The sequence below is a fragment of the Pseudoduganella sp. jia 12 genome (genome assembly GCF_055502675.1).
The window spans coordinates 93,043-109,122 of sequence record NZ_JBUXKP010000008.1 but is presented as its reverse complement, the minus strand read 5'-3'; the positions used below and the strand labels follow the sequence as shown (position 1 = coordinate 109,122).

Sequence of the window (16,080 nt, the reverse complement as noted above, 5' to 3'; positions counted from 1 at the left end):
TTAAAGTGTTGCTCTAATTAAACTGGGTCCGATGGCGCATTGCCATAAAGAAATACCCCAGGAGCAACCATGTCCAACACCTTTTCCGCCGCCATGCCGGCCGTGCAGTTCGATGCCGACATCGTCGGCAAGCTGTCGATGTCCGGTCCGCGTTACACGTCGTACCCGACCGCCGACCGCTTCACACCGGATTTCGGCTATGGCCACTACCTCGAAGCGCTGGCCGGGCTCACCTATCGCGGCGGACGGCGGCCGCTGTCGCTCTACCTGCACGTGCCCTTCTGCGACCGGCTGTGCTGGTACTGTGCCTGCAACAAGATCGTCACGAAGGACCGCGCGAAGGCGGCCACCTACCTGGGCTACCTGAAGCAGGAAACGGCCATGCAGGGCAAGCTTCTCGCCGGCATAAACCGCGTGGAACAGCTGCACTTCGGCGGCGGCACACCCACCTATTTCTCCGACCGGCAGATGGCGGAACTGATGGCGCACCTGCGCCGCCACTTCGACTTCGCGCCCGAACAGGAAGGTGAATTTTCGATCGAGATCGACCCGCGCACCGTCGACCCGCAGCGCATCCACTCGCTGCGCACGCAGGGCTTCAATCGGGTCAGCCTGGGCGTGCAGGACTTCGATCCAGACGTGCAGAAGGCCATCAACCGCATCCAGCCCTACGCGGAAACGATGGCGATCATGCATGCCGCGCGCGACGCCGGATTCCGCTCGGTCAGCGTGGACCTGATCTACGGCCTGCCGCTGCAGACGATGGCAACGATGGAAGCCACGCTGTCGAAGATCATCGTGGCGAATCCGGACCGCGTCGCGCTGTACAACTACGCGCACATGCCGCACCTGTTCAAGCCGCAGCGGCGCATCAACGACGTCGACCTGCCCTCCCCCGCCGTCAAGCTGGACATGTTTGCGCTATGCATCAGCCGGCTCGCCGCGGCCGGCTACGTGTACATCGGCATGGACCATTTCGCCAAGCCGCAGGACGACCTGGCCGTGGCGCAGCGCCAGGGCCGGCTGCACCGCAACTTCCAGGGGTATTCGACGCATGCCGAGATGGACCTGGTGGCCTGCGGCGTGTCGGCCATCAGTGCCGTCAACGGTACGTACAGCCAGAACGAGAAAACGCTGGACGCCTACTATACCGGGCTCGATGCCGGCAAGCTGCCCATCGCGCGCGGCCACCGGCTCGATGCCGACGACCTGCTGCGCCGCCTGGTGATCCAGCGGCTGATGTGCAATTTCGAGCTGTCGGTGGCATCCATCGCGCAGGGGATGGTCGAGCCGTTCCGCGAGTACTTCGCCCCCGAGCTGCGGGAGCTGCAGGCGTTCGTGGCGGACGGGCTGGTGACGTTCGAGGACGACTGGATCTCCGTCACGCCGAAAGGCCGGCTGCTGATCCGGAACATCTGCATGGTGTTCGACCGGCACCTGCGCCAGGCACGCCTGCTCGCGGCCGCAGCACCGGCCGCAGCACCGGCCGATGCACCGGTCGCCACGCAGCCGCTGCGCTACTCGCGCACCATCTGACCGGCGGCGGGACGCAGGCATGAGCGCGCTGAATCTGCTCCCCGTGTTCGCCGTCGGCCTGGCCGGCAGCGTGCACTGCATCGGCATGTGCGGCGGCATCGTGGGGGCGCTGAGCGGGGCATTGAAACCACCCGTTCCACGGCGCACGATCCGGATCGTACCGGATACTTCCACCTTTCCGGCGATCGATCTCGACGGCGCCGCACGCGTGCTGACCTATAACGCGGGGCGCATCGCCAGCTACATGCTGGCCGGCGCCCTGGCCGGCGGGCTGGTGAACGGCGCAGGCACGCTGGCCTTTGCCGCGCGCTGGCAGGCGATCGCCTACCTGCTGGCCAATGCCATGCTCATGGCGCTCGGCCTTTACCTGATGAATGCCTGGCACGGCCTGGTGCGCGTGGAAGCCGCCGGCAACGTGCTGTGGCGCCGGCTGCTGCCGGCCATGCGCTACCTGCTGCCGGCCGATACCCTGCCGAAGGCATTCGCGCTGGGCGCGCTGTGGGGCTGGGTACCGTGCGGCATGGTGTACAGCGTGCTGCTGACGGCACTGCTGGCCGGTTCCGCCACGGGCGGCGCCACCGTGATGCTGGCGTTCGGCCTCGGCACGGTGCCGATGCTGCTGGCGCTCGGCCTGGCCGGCGCATCGTTGCGCCAGGCGATGCAGCGGCCCGCCATGCGCGCCGCCTGCGGCATGCTGGTGCTGGGCTTCGGCGTGCTGGGCCTGGTGCGCCATGCCGCAAGGCTGCCGCACGGCTGGCTCGACGCATTGTGCGTGGCGGTGCCGGCATGAACGCCGTGCCGAAACCGCAATGCTTCCACTGCGGCTTGCCCGTCCCGGCGGGTTCGGGCTGGCACGTGCAGATCGATGGCGCGCCCCGCGACATGTGCTGCCCCGGCTGCGCGGCAGTTGCCCGGACGATCGTCGACATCGGCCAGGCCTGCTACTACAGCGACCGCACCGGCTTCGCCGCCACGGCCGATGGCGCCGATGCCAATGCCGTGCCTCCCGAGCTGCGCCTGTACGACGGCGACAGCCGCTTCGTCGCGGAAGACGGCGGCATGGAAGCCGTGCTACTGGTCGAAGGCATCCGCTGCACGGCCTGCATGTGGCTCGTCGAAGGGCGGCTGCTGGCGCTGCCCGGCGTGACGCTGGCCAGCCTGAACGTGGCAACCGAACGGCTGACCGTGCGCTGGCATCCCGGCCGGGTCGAACTGTCCGCCATCCTGCATGCGCTGCGCACGATCGGCTATGCCGCGTGGCCGTACGATACCGCGCGCCATGAGGAACAGTTGCGCAAGGCGGCCCGCACGCTGGGCCGGCAGCTGTTCGTGGCCGGCCTGTCGATGATGCAGGTGATGATGTACGTGGCGCCCGCCTACCTTGCCGGCGATGGCACGCTCGATGCCGACATGGCCGCGCTGATGCGCTGGGCCAGCCTGCTGCTGACGATTCCCGCCGTCGTCTATTCCGCGCAGCCGTTCTTCCGGGGCGCCCTGGCCAGCCTGCGCGCCCGCGCTTTGGGCATGGATGTGCCGGTGGCGCTGGGCATCGCCGCGGCGTTCGGCGGCAGCGTGGTGGCCACCGTGCGCGGCGCGGGCGACACGTATTTCGATTCCGTCACCATGTTCGTGTTCCTGCTGCTGGCCAGCCGGTGGCTGGAACTGCATGCGCGGCGCAAGGCGGCCGGAACCCTGGAGCGCATGCGCCATGGCCTGCCCGCCGCGGCCACGCGCTTTGCCAGCTGGCCGGGATCGGGTGAGACCAGCGTCGTCGCCGCGGCCACGCTGGTGGCGGGCGACCATGTGTTCGTGCGCACCGGCGAGGCGTTCGCGGCGGACGGTATCATCGCCGAAGGCCGCACGTGCGTCGACCTGGCGCTGCTCACCGGCGAATCGGCACCGCAGCCGCGGGCGCCCGGCGAGCACGTGCCCGGCGGCGCCGTCAATGCCAGCGGGCCCGTGGTGCTGCGCGTGACGAAGCCGGTGGCGGAAAGCACGCTGTCCGGGCTGCTGAACCTGGTCGAACGGGCCGGCGGCGCAAAGCCGCGCATCGCGCAATGGGCCGACCGTGTCGCATCGCGCTTCACGGCGGCCCTGCTGCTGCTGGCGTTGCTGGCAGGCGTGGCGTGGCACTTCGTCGACCCGGCGCGCGCATGGCCGGTGGCGATCGCCGTGCTGGTCGTGTCGTGCCCTTGCGCGCTGTCGCTGGCCACGCCGTCCGCCCTGGCCGCCGCCACCGACGCCCTGCTCGGCAAGGGCGTACTGGTGATGCAGCCGCACGTGCTCGAAACGCTGCACCGTGCCACGCATGTCGTGTTCGACAAGACGGGCACGCTGACCGCCGGCCGCCCCACGGTGCAGTCGGTGCAGGCACATGGCGATATCGACCGCGATGCCTGCATCGCCATCGCCGCCGCGCTGGAAAAAGGCAGCCTGCATCCGGTGGGACGGGCCATCGTGGCACGGGGCGAGGAACTCGCCTGGCATGGCTGGCAGGCCAGCGGGTTGTCGGAAACGCCCGGCATGGGCGTGGAAGGCATGGTGCAGGGGCGGCGCTACCGGCTGGGCAATGGCGCCTTCGTCGCCGCCATGGCGGGCGGCACGCCACCACCGGCGGTGCCCGACACCACGGCCGTCCATCTCGGCACCGACGGCCAGTGGCTGGCCTGCTTCGCGATCGCCGATCCCTTGCGGCCGGACGCACAGGCCACCATCGCGCACTTCCACGCGCAGGGCAAGCAGGTGATCCTGCTGTCCGGCGACCGGCAGGCAGTGGCCGATGCGGTGGGCGCGCGGCTGGGGATCGCCAGGGCGATCGGCGACTGCCTGCCCGCGCGCAAGCTCGATTACGTGCAGCGGTTGCAGCGCAAGGGCGCCATCGTCGCCATGGTGGGCGATGGCATCAACGATGCCGCCGTGCTGTCCGCCGCCGACGTATCGTTCGCGATGGGCAGCGGCGCCGAGCTGGCGCAGGTGCGTGCCGACGCCGTGCTGCTGCACGGCCGGCTCGGCCTCGTCGCCGATGCGGCCGCCACCGCCGCTGCGGCGATGCGCGTGATCCGCCAGAACCTTGCCTGGGCCTGCGTGTACAACGCCGTCGCCATTCCCGCCGCCGCGATCGGGCTGCTCGGACCGTGGCTGTCCGGCGTCGGCATGGCCGCCAGCTCCGCGCTGGTGATCCTCAACGCCCTGCGGCTGCGCTACCGGTAAGGGAGCCTTCGATGGAATCGCTGTACCTGCTCGTTCCCGTGTCCATCGCGCTCGTCTTCGGCGCCCTGTGGATCTTCTTCAAGGCTTCCGACGACGGCCAGTTCGACGACCTCGAAGGCCCCGCCCTGCGCATCCTGCAGGACGACGACCACTGACCACCCACTACTGCCAGGCGGATGAGTTTTTGCGTCATGGCAGAAAAACCGGGGACGTACCCCTGTTTAGAGGAAATTTCCTCTAAACAGGGGTACGTCCCCAATTTTGCGTCCCAATTCAACACCAGGGACAGTCCCCAACGTTTTTACAACACCTGTGATGCACTTGGTCAATTTTGACTTAAGTCAAAGTTTTTAGCCCCTGCGCTGCGTAACCTCCGAGGCATATCAAGACAGATAACCCGGGGGTGTTCAATTGGAACAGAACTACAACTACAAGGTCGTGAAGCAGTTCGCGATCGCGACGGTGCTGTGGGGCGTCGTCGGCATGCTGGTCGGCGTGGTCATTGCCGCGCAGCTGGCCTGGCCGGGCCTTAATTTCGACGTGCCGTGGCTCAGCTATGGCCGCCTGCGCCCGCTGCACACGAACGGCGTGATCTTCGCCTTCGGCATTTCCGGCCTGTTCGCCACGTCGTATTACGTGGTGCAGCGCACGTGCCAGGTGCGGCTGTTTTCGGACCGCCTGGCCGCCTTCACGTTCTGGGGCTGGCAGGCCGTGATCGTGTCGGCCGTGATCACGCTGCCGATGGGCCTCACGCGCGGCAAGGAATACGCCGAGCTGGAATGGCCGATCGCGATCCTGATCGCCCTGGTGTGGATCGCCTATGCCGTGGTGTTCTTCGGCACCATCGTCAGGCGCAAGGTGCAGCACATCTACGTGGCCAACTGGTTCTTCGGCGGCTACATCCTCGCCGTCACGCTGCTGCACGTGGTGAACGGCATGGTGATGCCCGCCACGCTGACGAAATCGTATTCGATGTACTCGGGCGTGCAGGACGCGATGATCCAGTGGTGGTATGGCCACAACGCCGTGGGCTTCATCCTCACGGCCGGCTACCTGGGCATGGTGTACTACTTCATCCCGAAGCAGGCCGGGCGCCCCGTGTATTCGTACCGCCTGTCGATCGTGCACTTCTGGGCGCTGATCTTCACCTACATGTGGGCCGGCCCGCACCATCTGCACTACACCGCCCTGCCCGACTGGACGCAGTCGCTCGGCATGGTGTTCTCGCTGATCCTGCTGGCGCCATCGTGGGGCGGCATGATCAACGGGATCATGACGCTGTCCGGCGCATGGCACAAGCTGCGCACGGATCCGATCCTGAAGTTCATGATCGTGTCGCTGTCGTTCTATGGCATGGCCACGTTCGAAGGCCCGATGATGTCCATCAAGACCATCAACGCGCTGTCCCACTACACCGACTGGGGCATCGCCCACGTGCACGGCGGCGCGCTCGGCTGGGTGGGCTTCATCACGATGGGCTCCATCTACTACCTGCTGCCGCGCCTTGCCGGCCGCACGAACATGTACAGCACGCAGCTGGTGGACCTGCACTTCTGGGTCGCCACCGTCGGCGTGGTGCTGTACATCGCCGCGATGTGGATCGCCGGCGTGATGCAGGGCCTGATGTGGCGCGCCGTGAACCCCGACGGCACGCTCACCTACACCTTCGTCGAGAGCGTGAAGGCCACCTACCCGTATTACGTGGTGCGCTTCGCCGGCGGCACGCTGTACCTGGCCGGCATGGCGATCATGGCATACAACACCTGGATGACCCTGCGCGGCCGCGACGTGCCGGTGGCCGCCATCCCGCAACTCGAAGCCGCGTGAGGACACCATGAAACTGTTCCGCAATTTCTCGCACGAATGGATCGAGAAAAACCCCTGGCTGCTGATCGCGCTGGTCACGCTGGTGGTATCGGTGGGCGGCGCCGTGGAGATCGTGCCGCTGTTCTTCCAGCGCTCGACGACGGAACCCGTGGCCGGACTGGAGCGCTATTCGCCGCTGCGCCTCGCGGGCCGCGACATCTATGTGCGCGAAGGCTGCTACGCCTGCCATTCGCAGATGGTGCGCCCGTTCCGCGCAGAGACCGAACGCTATGGCCACTACTCGGTGGCCGGCGAGTTCGTGTTCGACCGCCCGTTCCAGTGGGGCTCGAAGCGCACCGGCCCGGACCTGGCCCGCGTAGGTGCCCGCTACAGCGACGAATGGCACCGCACGCACCTGCGCAACCCGCGCGACGTGGTGCCCGAGTCGAACATGCCCGGGTATCCGTGGCTGGCGCAGACGAAGCTGGCGCCGCGGGACATCGTGCCAAGGCTGCGCGCATTGCAGCGCCTCGGCGACGGCTATACCGATGCCGAAATCGCCGCCGCCCCGGCCACGCTGGCCGACAAGACGGAAGAAGACGCGCTGGTCGCCTACCTGCAGGGGCTGGGCACCCTGATCAAGTCGAGGAACTGAACCATGAACATCGAACACATTTTCGACGGGGCGAGCAGCGTGATGACGGTGGTGTCGTTCGTCACCTTCGCCGGCATCTGCGTGTGGGCGTGGTCCGCGCGCAAGCAGCGCGACTTCGCGCAGGCGGCGCAACTGCCCTTTGCCGACGAGGAGAAGCACGATGGCTGATTTCACCAGCGATTTCTGGAACCTGTACATCGCCGTGCTGACGGTGCTGGGCATCCTGGGCTGCGGCGTGCTGCTGTACACCCAATCCACGTTCAAGGCGCCCGCCGGCAAGGTGGAAACCACCGGGCACGTATGGGACGACGACCTGACGGAGCTGAACACGCCCATGCCCCGCTGGTGGATGTGGCTGTTCTACATCACGATCGTGTTCGCCGCCGCCTACCTGTTCCTGTATCCGGGCCTGGGCACGTATGCCGGCAAGTTGGGATGGCAATCGTCCAGCCAGTACAAGGCCGAACTGGCAAAGGCGAACGATGCCTACGGCCCGCTGTTCGACCGGTACCGCCGGCAGGATGTGAAGGCGGTGGCCGCCGATCCGCAGGCGCGCGCGATGGGCGAACGGCTGTTTCTCACGTATTGCGCCCAGTGCCACGGCTCGGATGCGCGCGGCAACAAGGGCTATCCGAACCTGACGGACAGTGACTGGCTGCACGGCGGCACGCCGGAGGCGATCAGGCAGACGATCATGAACGGCCGGCATGGCGTGATGCCGCCGATGGGCGCGGCGCTGGGGTCCGACAAGGACATCGAGAACGTGGCCCACTATGTGCTGAGCCTTTCCGGCAGCCCCGTGGCCGATCCGATCAAGAGCGTTTTCGGCAAGAGCAAGTTCACCGCCTGCTTGGCCTGCCATGGCGCCGGCGGCACCGGCAACCAGGCGCTCGGCGCGCCGAACCTGGCGGACAAGACGTGGCTGTACGGCGGCAGCGCCGAGGCGATCATGGACACCATCCGCGAGGGCCGCGACAACACGATGCCGGCGTTCGGCGACTTCCTCGGCGAAGGCAAGGCGCATGTGCTGGCCGCCTACGTGTGGGGCCTGTCCAATCCGGCGGAGTAAGGCATGAACGCTCCGCCCCCCGAACAGGTCATCCGCATGTACGAGAAGCGCCAGCCGATCCATCCGCGCGAAACGGACGGACGCTACGCGCGCCTGCGCTGGCTATGCGTGTGGCTTACGCAGCTGGCCTACTACGCCACGCCATGGCTCACGTGGAACGGCCGCCAGGCCGTGCTGTTCGACCTGGGCACGCGCAAGTTCTACCTGTTCGGCCTGGTGCTGTGGCCGCAGGATTTCATCTACCTGGCCGCGCTGCTGGTCATCTGCGCATGGGGGCTGTTCCTCGTGACGGCCGTGGCGGGCCGCGTGTGGTGCGGCTTCGCCTGCCCGCAAACGGTGTACACGTCGGTCTTCCTGTGGATCGAACGCAGGATCGAGGGATCGCGCGCGGCGCGCATCGCACTGGACCGGCAAGGTCCGTCGCTGCGCAAATCCGGCAAGCGCACCGCCAAGCATCTCGCCTGGGGTGCCGTGGCGCTGTGGACGGGTTTTACTTTTGTCGGCTACTTCACGCCGGTGCGCGAACTGGGCACCGGCGTGGCCACGCTGTCGCTCGGGCCGTGGGAATGGTTCTGGGTGCTGTTCTACGGCTTCGCCACGTACGGCAACGCCGGCTGGCTTCGCGAACAGGTGTGCAAGTACATGTGCCCCTACGCCCGTTTCCAGAGCGCGATGTTCGATCGCGATACACTGGTCATCACATACGACACGCGGCGCGGCGAACCGCGTGGAAAAAAGTCCACGAACGGAGCCTGCATCGACTGCACGATGTGCGTGCAGGTGTGCCCGACCGGCATCGACATCCGCGACGGCCTGCAATACGAATGCATCGGCTGCGCTGCCTGCGTGGATGCCTGCGACGGCGTGATGGACCGGACCGGCCAGCCGCGCGGCCTCATACGCTACAGCACGGACCGCGCGATGACCTCGAACCTGCCGGCGGCGCGGATCCGGCAACGCGCATTGCGTCCGCGGGTGCTGGCCTACTGCGCCGCGCTGCTGGTGGCGTGCTTCGCCACCGGCTTCGCACTGTCCACGCGAATCCCCCTCAAGGTGGACGTGATCCGCGACCGCGGCTCGATGGGCCGCGAAGTCGACGGCGGTGCGATCGAGAACGTGTACCGGCTGCAGGTGATGAACACGTCCGAACAGCCGCACCGCTACCGCATCGCGGTCGCCGGCCTGCCCGGCCTGGTGCTGGCCAGCGGCGACGTCGTTGCGCTGGCCGCCACCGAAACACGTGCCGTGCCGGTGCGGGTGCAGGCACCGCATGGCGCTGGCCAGGCTGGATCCAACGACATCACATTCACGCTGGCGGCGCAGGGCGACGCGCACCTCGCCGTCGAAGAGCGCGCGGTATTCATCGTGCCGCGCTGAAGGAGACAGGCATGCAGACGATTTCCGCCACGCCGTGGTACCGCGAACGGTGGCCCTGGCTGCTGATGGCCGGTCCGGCCGCCGTGCTGGTCGCCGGCTTCGGCACGGCCTGGCTGGCCTTCGCGCAGCCGGATGCGCTGGTGGTCGGCGATTACTACAAGCGCGGCAAGGCGATCAACCAGGACTTGCGGCGCGACCGCGCCGCCGCCGCGCTGGGTGCCGCCGTCGCGCTGCGCTACGATCCCGCGCACGGCGTGCTGCAGGGCCGCCTGTCCGCGGCCGTGCCGTTGCAAGGCGCCCTGCAGGTGCACCTGGCCCACGCCACGCAACCGGAAAAGGACTTGCGGCTGCTGGTGCGCCCCGATCGCGATGGCGACTTCGCCGTGCCGCTGCCGCTGCTCGAGCGCAGCCGCTGGACCGTGCTGGTGGAGGACGAAAAGCGCACGTGGCGCCTGGAGGGCCAATGGCTATGGCCAGCGCAACGGGCAGCCTCGCTGGCGGCACGGCAAAACCGGTGACAGACACCGGTTTTTCTGGAATATTTCCTGGACCCTGGCAGACAGTGGGCAGTCAGGCGCAGGTTTCGGTGCCCGCCGTGATGGCTTTCAGCCGCGCCAGGTCGAGCACCTCGATTTCGCGGTTCGCCACCTTCAGCAAGCCCAGCTTCTTGAATTTGTTCAGCAGCCGGCTGATGCTCTCGATCGTGAGGCCCAGGTAGTTGCCGATATCCTCGCGCGACATGCGCAGCTGGAACGCGGTGCCCGAATAGCCGCGCGCTTCGTAACGCGAAGCCAGGTTGACGAGGAAGGCGGCGAAGCGCTGCGTGGCCTGCATATTGCCCAGCAATAGCATCACGCTTTGCTCGCGCGTGATTTCCTGGCTCATCATGCGGTGGAAGTGGCGCAGCAGGGTCGGCATGTCGATCAGCAGCTGTTCCAGGCTGGCGAACGGGATTTCGCACACTTCGCTGTCTTCGAGCGCCTGCGCGCTGCAATAGTGGCGGTCGGTACTGATCGCGTCCATGCCCAGCAATTCTCCCCCCATCTGGAACCCAGTCACCTGTTCTTCGCCGTTGGCGTTGATCTGGTAGGTCTTGAAATGGCCGAGCCGGATCGCGTACAGGCGCGTAAACGGGTCGCCGATGCGAAACAGGTTCTCGCCCTTCTGCAGCCTGCGGCGCCGGCCGATGATCTCGTCGAGCTTGTCCATATCGCCCATCTCCAGCCCCATCGGCAGGCACAGCTGGTGCATGCTGCAGGTGGCGCAGCGCGCCTTCAGGATGTCGATCGTTGCGCCGGGCAGGGTGAGGGAGGGAAGCTCGTGCATCATGGTCATGGTCCGGTTACGGTGGCCTCCAGTGTACTGGATACCACTTGCCAACACGACGGCGGGAAACTTGCATGCAGCGTGCCCTTCCGCACAGTGTGCAAGTCATGCGGCGGCGCATAGTGGCCCGACAAGATGGCGGGAGGAGACATGCATCCGCTTGGTATCAAGGCGAAAGTCGCGCTGGCGACGACCATCACGTCCATCGTGATGATCGCGCTGGTCACCTTTCTGCAGGCCCAGCGCATGCAGGAGGATTTTTCGCGCGTGCTGTTTGCCCAGCAGGACGCGCTGATCGCCCGTACCGCGCTGGAACTCGATGAACGAATGGCGCTGCTGCGCGACATCGTTGCCGAATCGGCGCGCTGGCAGCCGCGCGAGATCTGCAGCGACCCGCCCGCCCTGCGCGCCCACTACGACTACCGCGCCGTGCTGCGCCTGTTCGACGATATCCTCGTCGTCAGCCCTGCTGGCGTCATCGTGGCGGATGTGCCGGCGCTGCCGGGCCGCCCCGGCATCAGCGTGGCGGACCGCGCCTACTTCCAGCGCGTGATGCGGGAAAAGGCGCCGCTGATCGCCGAACCGGTCATCGGCAAGTCGGTCGGGCAACCCGTCGTGCAGATCGTCGCGCCCGTGCTCAGCGAAGAGGGCGATGTGGCCTGCGTGCTGATCGGCGTGCTGCGGCTGTACAAGGACAACCTGCTGGGCCACCTTCGATCGGCCAAGGTGGGCCGCACCGGCCATTACTACATCGTCACCGGCTATGAGCCGTCGATCTACGTGGTGCACCGTGACCCCGCCCGCCTGATGCAGCAGCGCGACCCACGCGGTTTTCCATCGACGTTACGGGCGATCCGCGAAGGGTTCGAGGGCACCACGATCAGCACCGATGGCTATGGCGTGCGCGCGCTGCTCAGCTACAAGCGGCTGAAGACGGTGCCCTGGGTCCTGATCGCTATCCTGCCCGCCGAAGAAGCCTCCGAACCGTTCGAAGACCTGCTGTCACGGCTGGCGCTGTGGGGCACGCTGGCCTCGCTCGTCACCGCGGGCGTCATCACCTGGATCATGTTGCGGATGATGTCGCCGCTGATGCGCCTGCGCGACGCGATCGGCGCCCTGCGCGGCGACCCGCGGCACTTCACGCCGCTGCCGGTCGCCTCGCGCGACGAGATCGGCGAGCTGACCGGCGCGTTCAACGACCTGATGCGCGAACGCGAGGCGGCCGACGACCATGCGCGCGAGCTGATGGACGAGCTGGAGACGCGCGCCGCCGAGCTGGAACGGGCGCGCGACCGGGCCGAGGCGGCGAACCGGGCCAAGAGCGACTTCGTGGCCAACATGAGCCATGAAATCCGCACGCCGATGAACGCCGTGCTGGGCATGGCGCAACTGCTGCAGAACACCGACCTTTCGCCGCAGCAGCGCAAGTACCTGCACATGATCCGCACCGCCGGCGATTCGCTGCTGGGCATCCTGAACGACGTGCTGGATTTCTCCAAGATCGAAGCGCAGCGCATGGAGCTGTCGCCGGTCGAATTCGACCTGGACGAATCGATGAGCACCCTGGCCACGACGATGACGATGAATGCGGGCGACAAGGAACTGGAACTGGCCATCGTCGTCGATGCCGACGTCCCCCGGCTGCTGCACGGCGATGCGCTGCGGCTGCAGCAGGTGCTGGTGAACCTGGCCGGCAACGCGATCAAGTTCACCGCGCAGGGCGAGGTCGTCGTCGAGGTCAAGGTCGCCGACCAGGACAACACCACGGCGCGCCTGCGCTTCGACGTGCGCGACACCGGCATGGGCATGAACCCGGAACAGCTGTCGCACCTGTTCCAGGCCTTCACGCAGGCCGATGAGAGCATCACCCGGCGCTTCGGCGGCACCGGCCTGGGGCTGGCGATCACGCGCCGGCTGATCGAGCTGATGGGCGGCGAGATCCAGGTTGAAAGCGAACCGGGCAAGGGAAGCCGCTTCTGGTTCACGCTGCCGTTCGGCGTGCTGCCCGGGGTGGAAGCGCCGCGCAAGCCGGCCGCCGGCCACCTTGCCGTGCTGGTGGCGGACGACAACGCCACCAGTCGCGACCTGATCGGCCGGCTGATCCGCGCCTGGGGCTGGGAAGCGGAGCTCGTCGATTCCGGCAGCGCCGCGCTGGCGATGTTCTCGTTCCGCCTGCGCACCGGCCGGCCGTACGACGTGGTGCTGGCCGACTGGCACATGTCCGGCCCGGACGGCTATGCGCCGGCCGCGGCGATCCGCCGCGAGGCGGCGGGCCACCGGCAACCGATCGTGGTGATGCTCAATGCGTTCGCGCGCGAACGGCTCGAAGAGATCTCGAAGGGCGCCGAAGCCGATGCGGTGCTGGTCAAGCCGATCACCAGTTCCACGCTGTTCGACGCGCTGCACCAGGCCCTGGTGGTGAAGGTGGGCGGCAGCGAACTGGTACCCGCCGCCGCCGGCCATGCGGGCCGGCTGCAAGGCGTGCATTTCCTGCTGGTCGAAGACAATCCGCTGAACCAGGCCGTGGCGCGCGGCATCCTCGAGCATGCCGGCGCCACGCTCGACGTGGCAGGCGACGGCCGCCAGGCGCTCGATGTGCTGGGCGTGGATGCGCAGCGCTACGACATCGTGCTGATGGACATGCAGATGCCCGTGCTGGACGGCTTCTCGGCAACCGCCGCCATCCGCACCGAGCTGCGGCTGCCGCTCCCCGTCATCGCGATGACGGCCGGCGTGCTGGCTTCCGAGCGGGACCGCTGCATGGCGGCCGGCATCACCGATTTCATCGCCAAGCCGGTCGTCGTGGACGAGATGATGACGGTGATCGAGCGCTACGTGCCGGCACGGCGCAGGGCCACGAAAGAGCCCGGACAGATGCTTCCCGAGGCGCAGGGCGACGAACCCGTGTTCAGCATGGACAGCCTGGCGCGCGTGATGGGCCGCGATCCGAAAGGCCGGGCGCTGATGCGCAAGATGGTGGAAGGCGCCCTCGAAGGCGGCATGGCCCCGGCGGACGAAGCGGACCAGGCGCTCGCCGCCGGCAATCCGCAGGCGGCCGCGCGCACTTTCCATACGCTGCGCGGCGCCCTTGGCGTGCTGGGAGCGAAACGGCTGGTCAAGGCCACGATGGATGCCGAGATGGCGATCGCGGAACTGCCCGCCAGCCAGCTGGCGCCCCACTTCGCGGCGGTGCGCCACGAACTGGCGCTCGTGCTGGAGGCGGGCCGCGCCTGGCTGGCGCAGGCCAGTGGCGAACCCTGAGGCGCGCCGTCGGGCTTTAGCGGTTCAGGAAGACCTGCCCTGGCGGTGGTTGAACAACGCGCCCGCGGCCAGCCCGATGGCGAAGGCGCCATACACGAGCGCCAGCGAACGTTTCGACAGGCGCACGTCGAAGCCCGGCTGCAGGCGCTCCGGCGTCAGCTTGTAGTCGACGAAGCAGGCCACGGCCGATGCCGCGGCCGCCGATGCCAGCTTGGATGCCACGCCCGGCTTGTCGAACACCTTGCCCGCGGCCTGCTCGAAGATGCTGGCCCAGAAATGCGAGCTGGCGTGGTGGATCGCATAGCCCGTCAATGTGTACTTCCAGGTGGGTTCGTCGTTCACGAAGGCCCTGTCGCCCCACACCACGTGGCTGATGGCGTTGGCGCCCGCATACGGGCTGCCCGTTTCCTGCTTCGAGCGCAGCGCCAGCGCGCCCGTCGAGGCCAGGCTTGCCAGTGCGCCCGGCATCATGCCCTTGATAATGACCTGCTTCCAGTTATCCATACCGTTCTCCGAATGTTCTGTTTTCTTCCTATACTGGGCCCTCCGTGACAACGAGGACCTGCGATGGTGATCCTGCTGACCGGTGCGACCGGCTTTCTCGGTTCCCGCTTGATGCCGCTGCTGCGCGCGAAGGGCCACCGCGTGGTGTGCGCGGGGCGCCGCCGGCAGCCGGGGTGCGACTTCATTGCGGCCGATTTCGCCCACGATAGCGAAAAATCGGACTGGGTGGCGCGCCTGTCCGGCGTGGACGCCGTGATCAACTGTGTCGGTATCATCAAGGAGGCGCCGGGACAGACATTCGCGCGGCTGCATGGCGAAACGCCGCGTGCGCTGTTTGCCGCCTGCGTGGACGCACGCGTGCGGCTCGTGGTCCAGGTCTCCGCGCTGGGCGCCGACGAAGCCGCCACCACGCCCTATCACCTGAGCAAGAAGGCCGCCGACGACTTCCTGGCCACGCTGCCCCTGCGCTCCCGCATCGTGCAACCGTCGCTGGTGTACGGACCCGAGGGCGCCAGTTCGCGCCTGTTCCGCATGCTGGCCACGATGCCGTTCGCCGTACGCTTCGGCACGGCGCCGCAGCCCGTGCAGCCGGTACACGTGGACGACGTGTGCCAGGCAATCCTTGCGCTGCTGGACGAAAGCGGCGGGCCGCGCAGCGCCCGGGTGCCGCTCGTGGGGCCCGCGCCCCTGCCGTTCATCGGCTACCTGGGCGTGCTGCGGCGCACGCTCGGCCTGGGCCGCCTGCGCGTGCTGCCGCTGCCGTACACGATCGCCCGGGGCATGGCGTGGCTGGGCGGCTTCGTGCCGGGCAGTCCGCTCACGCCGGACACGCTGCGCATGCTCGCGCGCGGCAACACCGCCGATCCCGCGGCAACGACGCGGCTGCTGGGTCGCCCGCCACGGCCTGTGGACAAGTTCATCACTCATCCACAGGCGGAGCGCCGCGAAGCGCAGCTTGGCTGGCTGTTGCCCATGCTGCGCCCCAGCCTGGCGATCGTGTGGATCTGGACGGCGTATGTGTCCGCATTCGCCTGGCCTGTGGACGACAGCTACCGGCTGCTCGAGCGCACCGGCATCCCGGCCCTGCTGGCGCCGCTGATGCTGTATGGCGCCAGCGCGCTCGACCTGCTGTTCGGCATCGGCACGCTGGCCCTGCCGCGGCGCTGGCGCCGCCCGCTGTGGCTGGCGCAGATGGGCCTGATCGGCTTCTATACCGTGGTGATCGCGCTGCGCCTGCCGGAATTCGTCTGGCACCCCTATGGCCCGCTCAGCAAGAACCTGCCGATGCTGGCCGCGATCTGGCTGCTGTACGAGCTGGAAAAGAAGGAGTAACGCA

General features: G+C 67.6%; 14 protein-coding genes. 12 read left to right on the top strand and 2 right to left on the bottom strand.

Annotation, left to right across the window (positions count from 1 at the left end):
* The first annotated feature begins 69 nt into the window (after positions 1 to 69).
* The 10 genes from hemN (at position 70) to ACY65G_RS18640 (ending at position 10,171) form a co-directional block, all read left to right on the top strand.
* Positions 70 to 1,536 (top strand): oxygen-independent coproporphyrinogen III oxidase, encoded by a 1,467-nt coding sequence (gene hemN, locus ACY65G_RS18685; RefSeq protein ID WP_464998805.1) that lies wholly within the window; start codon positions 70 to 72, stop codon positions 1,534 to 1,536.
* Between the two features lie 19 nt (positions 1,537 to 1,555).
* Entirely contained in the window at positions 1,556 to 2,326 is a 771-nt protein-coding gene (locus tag ACY65G_RS18680; protein WP_464998804.1) for a sulfite exporter TauE/SafE family protein, read from the top strand.
* Entirely contained in the window at positions 2,323 to 4,746 is a 2,424-nt protein-coding gene (locus ACY65G_RS18675) for a heavy metal translocating P-type ATPase (RefSeq protein ID WP_464998803.1), read from the top strand. The genes ACY65G_RS18680 and ACY65G_RS18675 overlap by 4 nt, the downstream gene beginning before the upstream one ends.
* Before the next feature lie 11 nt (positions 4,747 to 4,757).
* Complete coding sequence (gene ccoS / locus ACY65G_RS18670) at positions 4,758 to 4,901, top strand: cbb3-type cytochrome oxidase assembly protein CcoS (RefSeq protein WP_464998802.1); 144 nt, start codon at positions 4,758 to 4,760, stop codon at positions 4,899 to 4,901.
* A 256-nt stretch (positions 4,902 to 5,157) separates the two neighbouring features.
* A complete protein-coding gene (gene ccoN / locus ACY65G_RS18665) occupies positions 5,158 to 6,573 on the top strand; it encodes a cytochrome-c oxidase, cbb3-type subunit I (protein ID WP_464998801.1) in 1,416 nt (471 codons plus the stop codon).
* Between the two features lie 7 nt (positions 6,574 to 6,580).
* Entirely contained in the window at positions 6,581 to 7,207 is a 627-nt protein-coding gene (gene ccoO / locus ACY65G_RS18660; protein WP_464998800.1) for a cytochrome-c oxidase, cbb3-type subunit II, read from the top strand.
* Between the two features lie 3 nt (positions 7,208 to 7,210).
* A complete protein-coding gene (locus ACY65G_RS18655) occupies positions 7,211 to 7,375 on the top strand; it encodes a cbb3-type cytochrome oxidase subunit 3 (protein WP_464998799.1) in 165 nt (54 codons plus the stop codon).
* Positions 7,368 to 8,276: a cytochrome-c oxidase, cbb3-type subunit III gene (gene ccoP / locus ACY65G_RS18650; RefSeq protein WP_464998798.1), complete on the top strand. Its 909-nt coding sequence runs from the start codon at positions 7,368 to 7,370 to the stop codon at positions 8,274 to 8,276. Before ACY65G_RS18655 ends, ccoP begins: the two co-directional genes overlap by 8 nt.
* 3 nt (positions 8,277 to 8,279) lie before the next feature.
* Positions 8,280 to 9,653, top strand: a complete 1,374-nt coding sequence (gene ccoG, locus ACY65G_RS18645; protein WP_464998797.1) for a cytochrome c oxidase accessory protein CcoG — start codon at positions 8,280 to 8,282, stop codon at positions 9,651 to 9,653.
* 11 nt (positions 9,654 to 9,664) lie between these two features.
* On the top strand, positions 9,665 to 10,171 hold the full coding sequence (locus tag ACY65G_RS18640; protein ID WP_464998796.1) for a FixH family protein: 507 nt from the start codon (positions 9,665 to 9,667) through the stop codon (positions 10,169 to 10,171).
* A gap of 52 nt (positions 10,172 to 10,223) precedes the next feature.
* Here the strand turns inward: ACY65G_RS18640 and fnr are convergent, their stop codons facing one another.
* On the bottom strand, positions 10,224 to 10,982 hold the full coding sequence (gene fnr, locus ACY65G_RS18635; RefSeq protein WP_464998795.1) for a fumarate/nitrate reduction transcriptional regulator Fnr: 759 nt from the start codon (positions 10,980 to 10,982) through the stop codon (positions 10,224 to 10,226).
* 147 nt (positions 10,983 to 11,129) lie between these two features.
* Between fnr and ACY65G_RS18630 the strand changes: the two genes are divergently transcribed.
* Complete coding sequence (locus ACY65G_RS18630; protein ID WP_464998794.1) at positions 11,130 to 14,240, top strand: response regulator; 3,111 nt, start codon at positions 11,130 to 11,132, stop codon at positions 14,238 to 14,240.
* 24 nt (positions 14,241 to 14,264) lie between these two features.
* Here the strand turns inward: ACY65G_RS18630 and ACY65G_RS18625 are convergent, their stop codons facing one another.
* Positions 14,265 to 14,744: a hypothetical protein gene (locus tag ACY65G_RS18625; protein ID WP_464998793.1), complete on the bottom strand. Its 480-nt coding sequence runs from the start codon at positions 14,742 to 14,744 to the stop codon at positions 14,265 to 14,267.
* 63 nt (positions 14,745 to 14,807) lie between these two features.
* Here ACY65G_RS18625 and ACY65G_RS18620 point away from each other — a divergent pair, with 63 nt between their 5' ends.
* Complete coding sequence (locus ACY65G_RS18620) at positions 14,808 to 16,076, top strand: SDR family oxidoreductase (RefSeq protein WP_464998792.1); 1,269 nt, start codon at positions 14,808 to 14,810, stop codon at positions 16,074 to 16,076.
* The last annotated feature ends 4 nt before the right edge of the window (positions 16,077 to 16,080 follow it).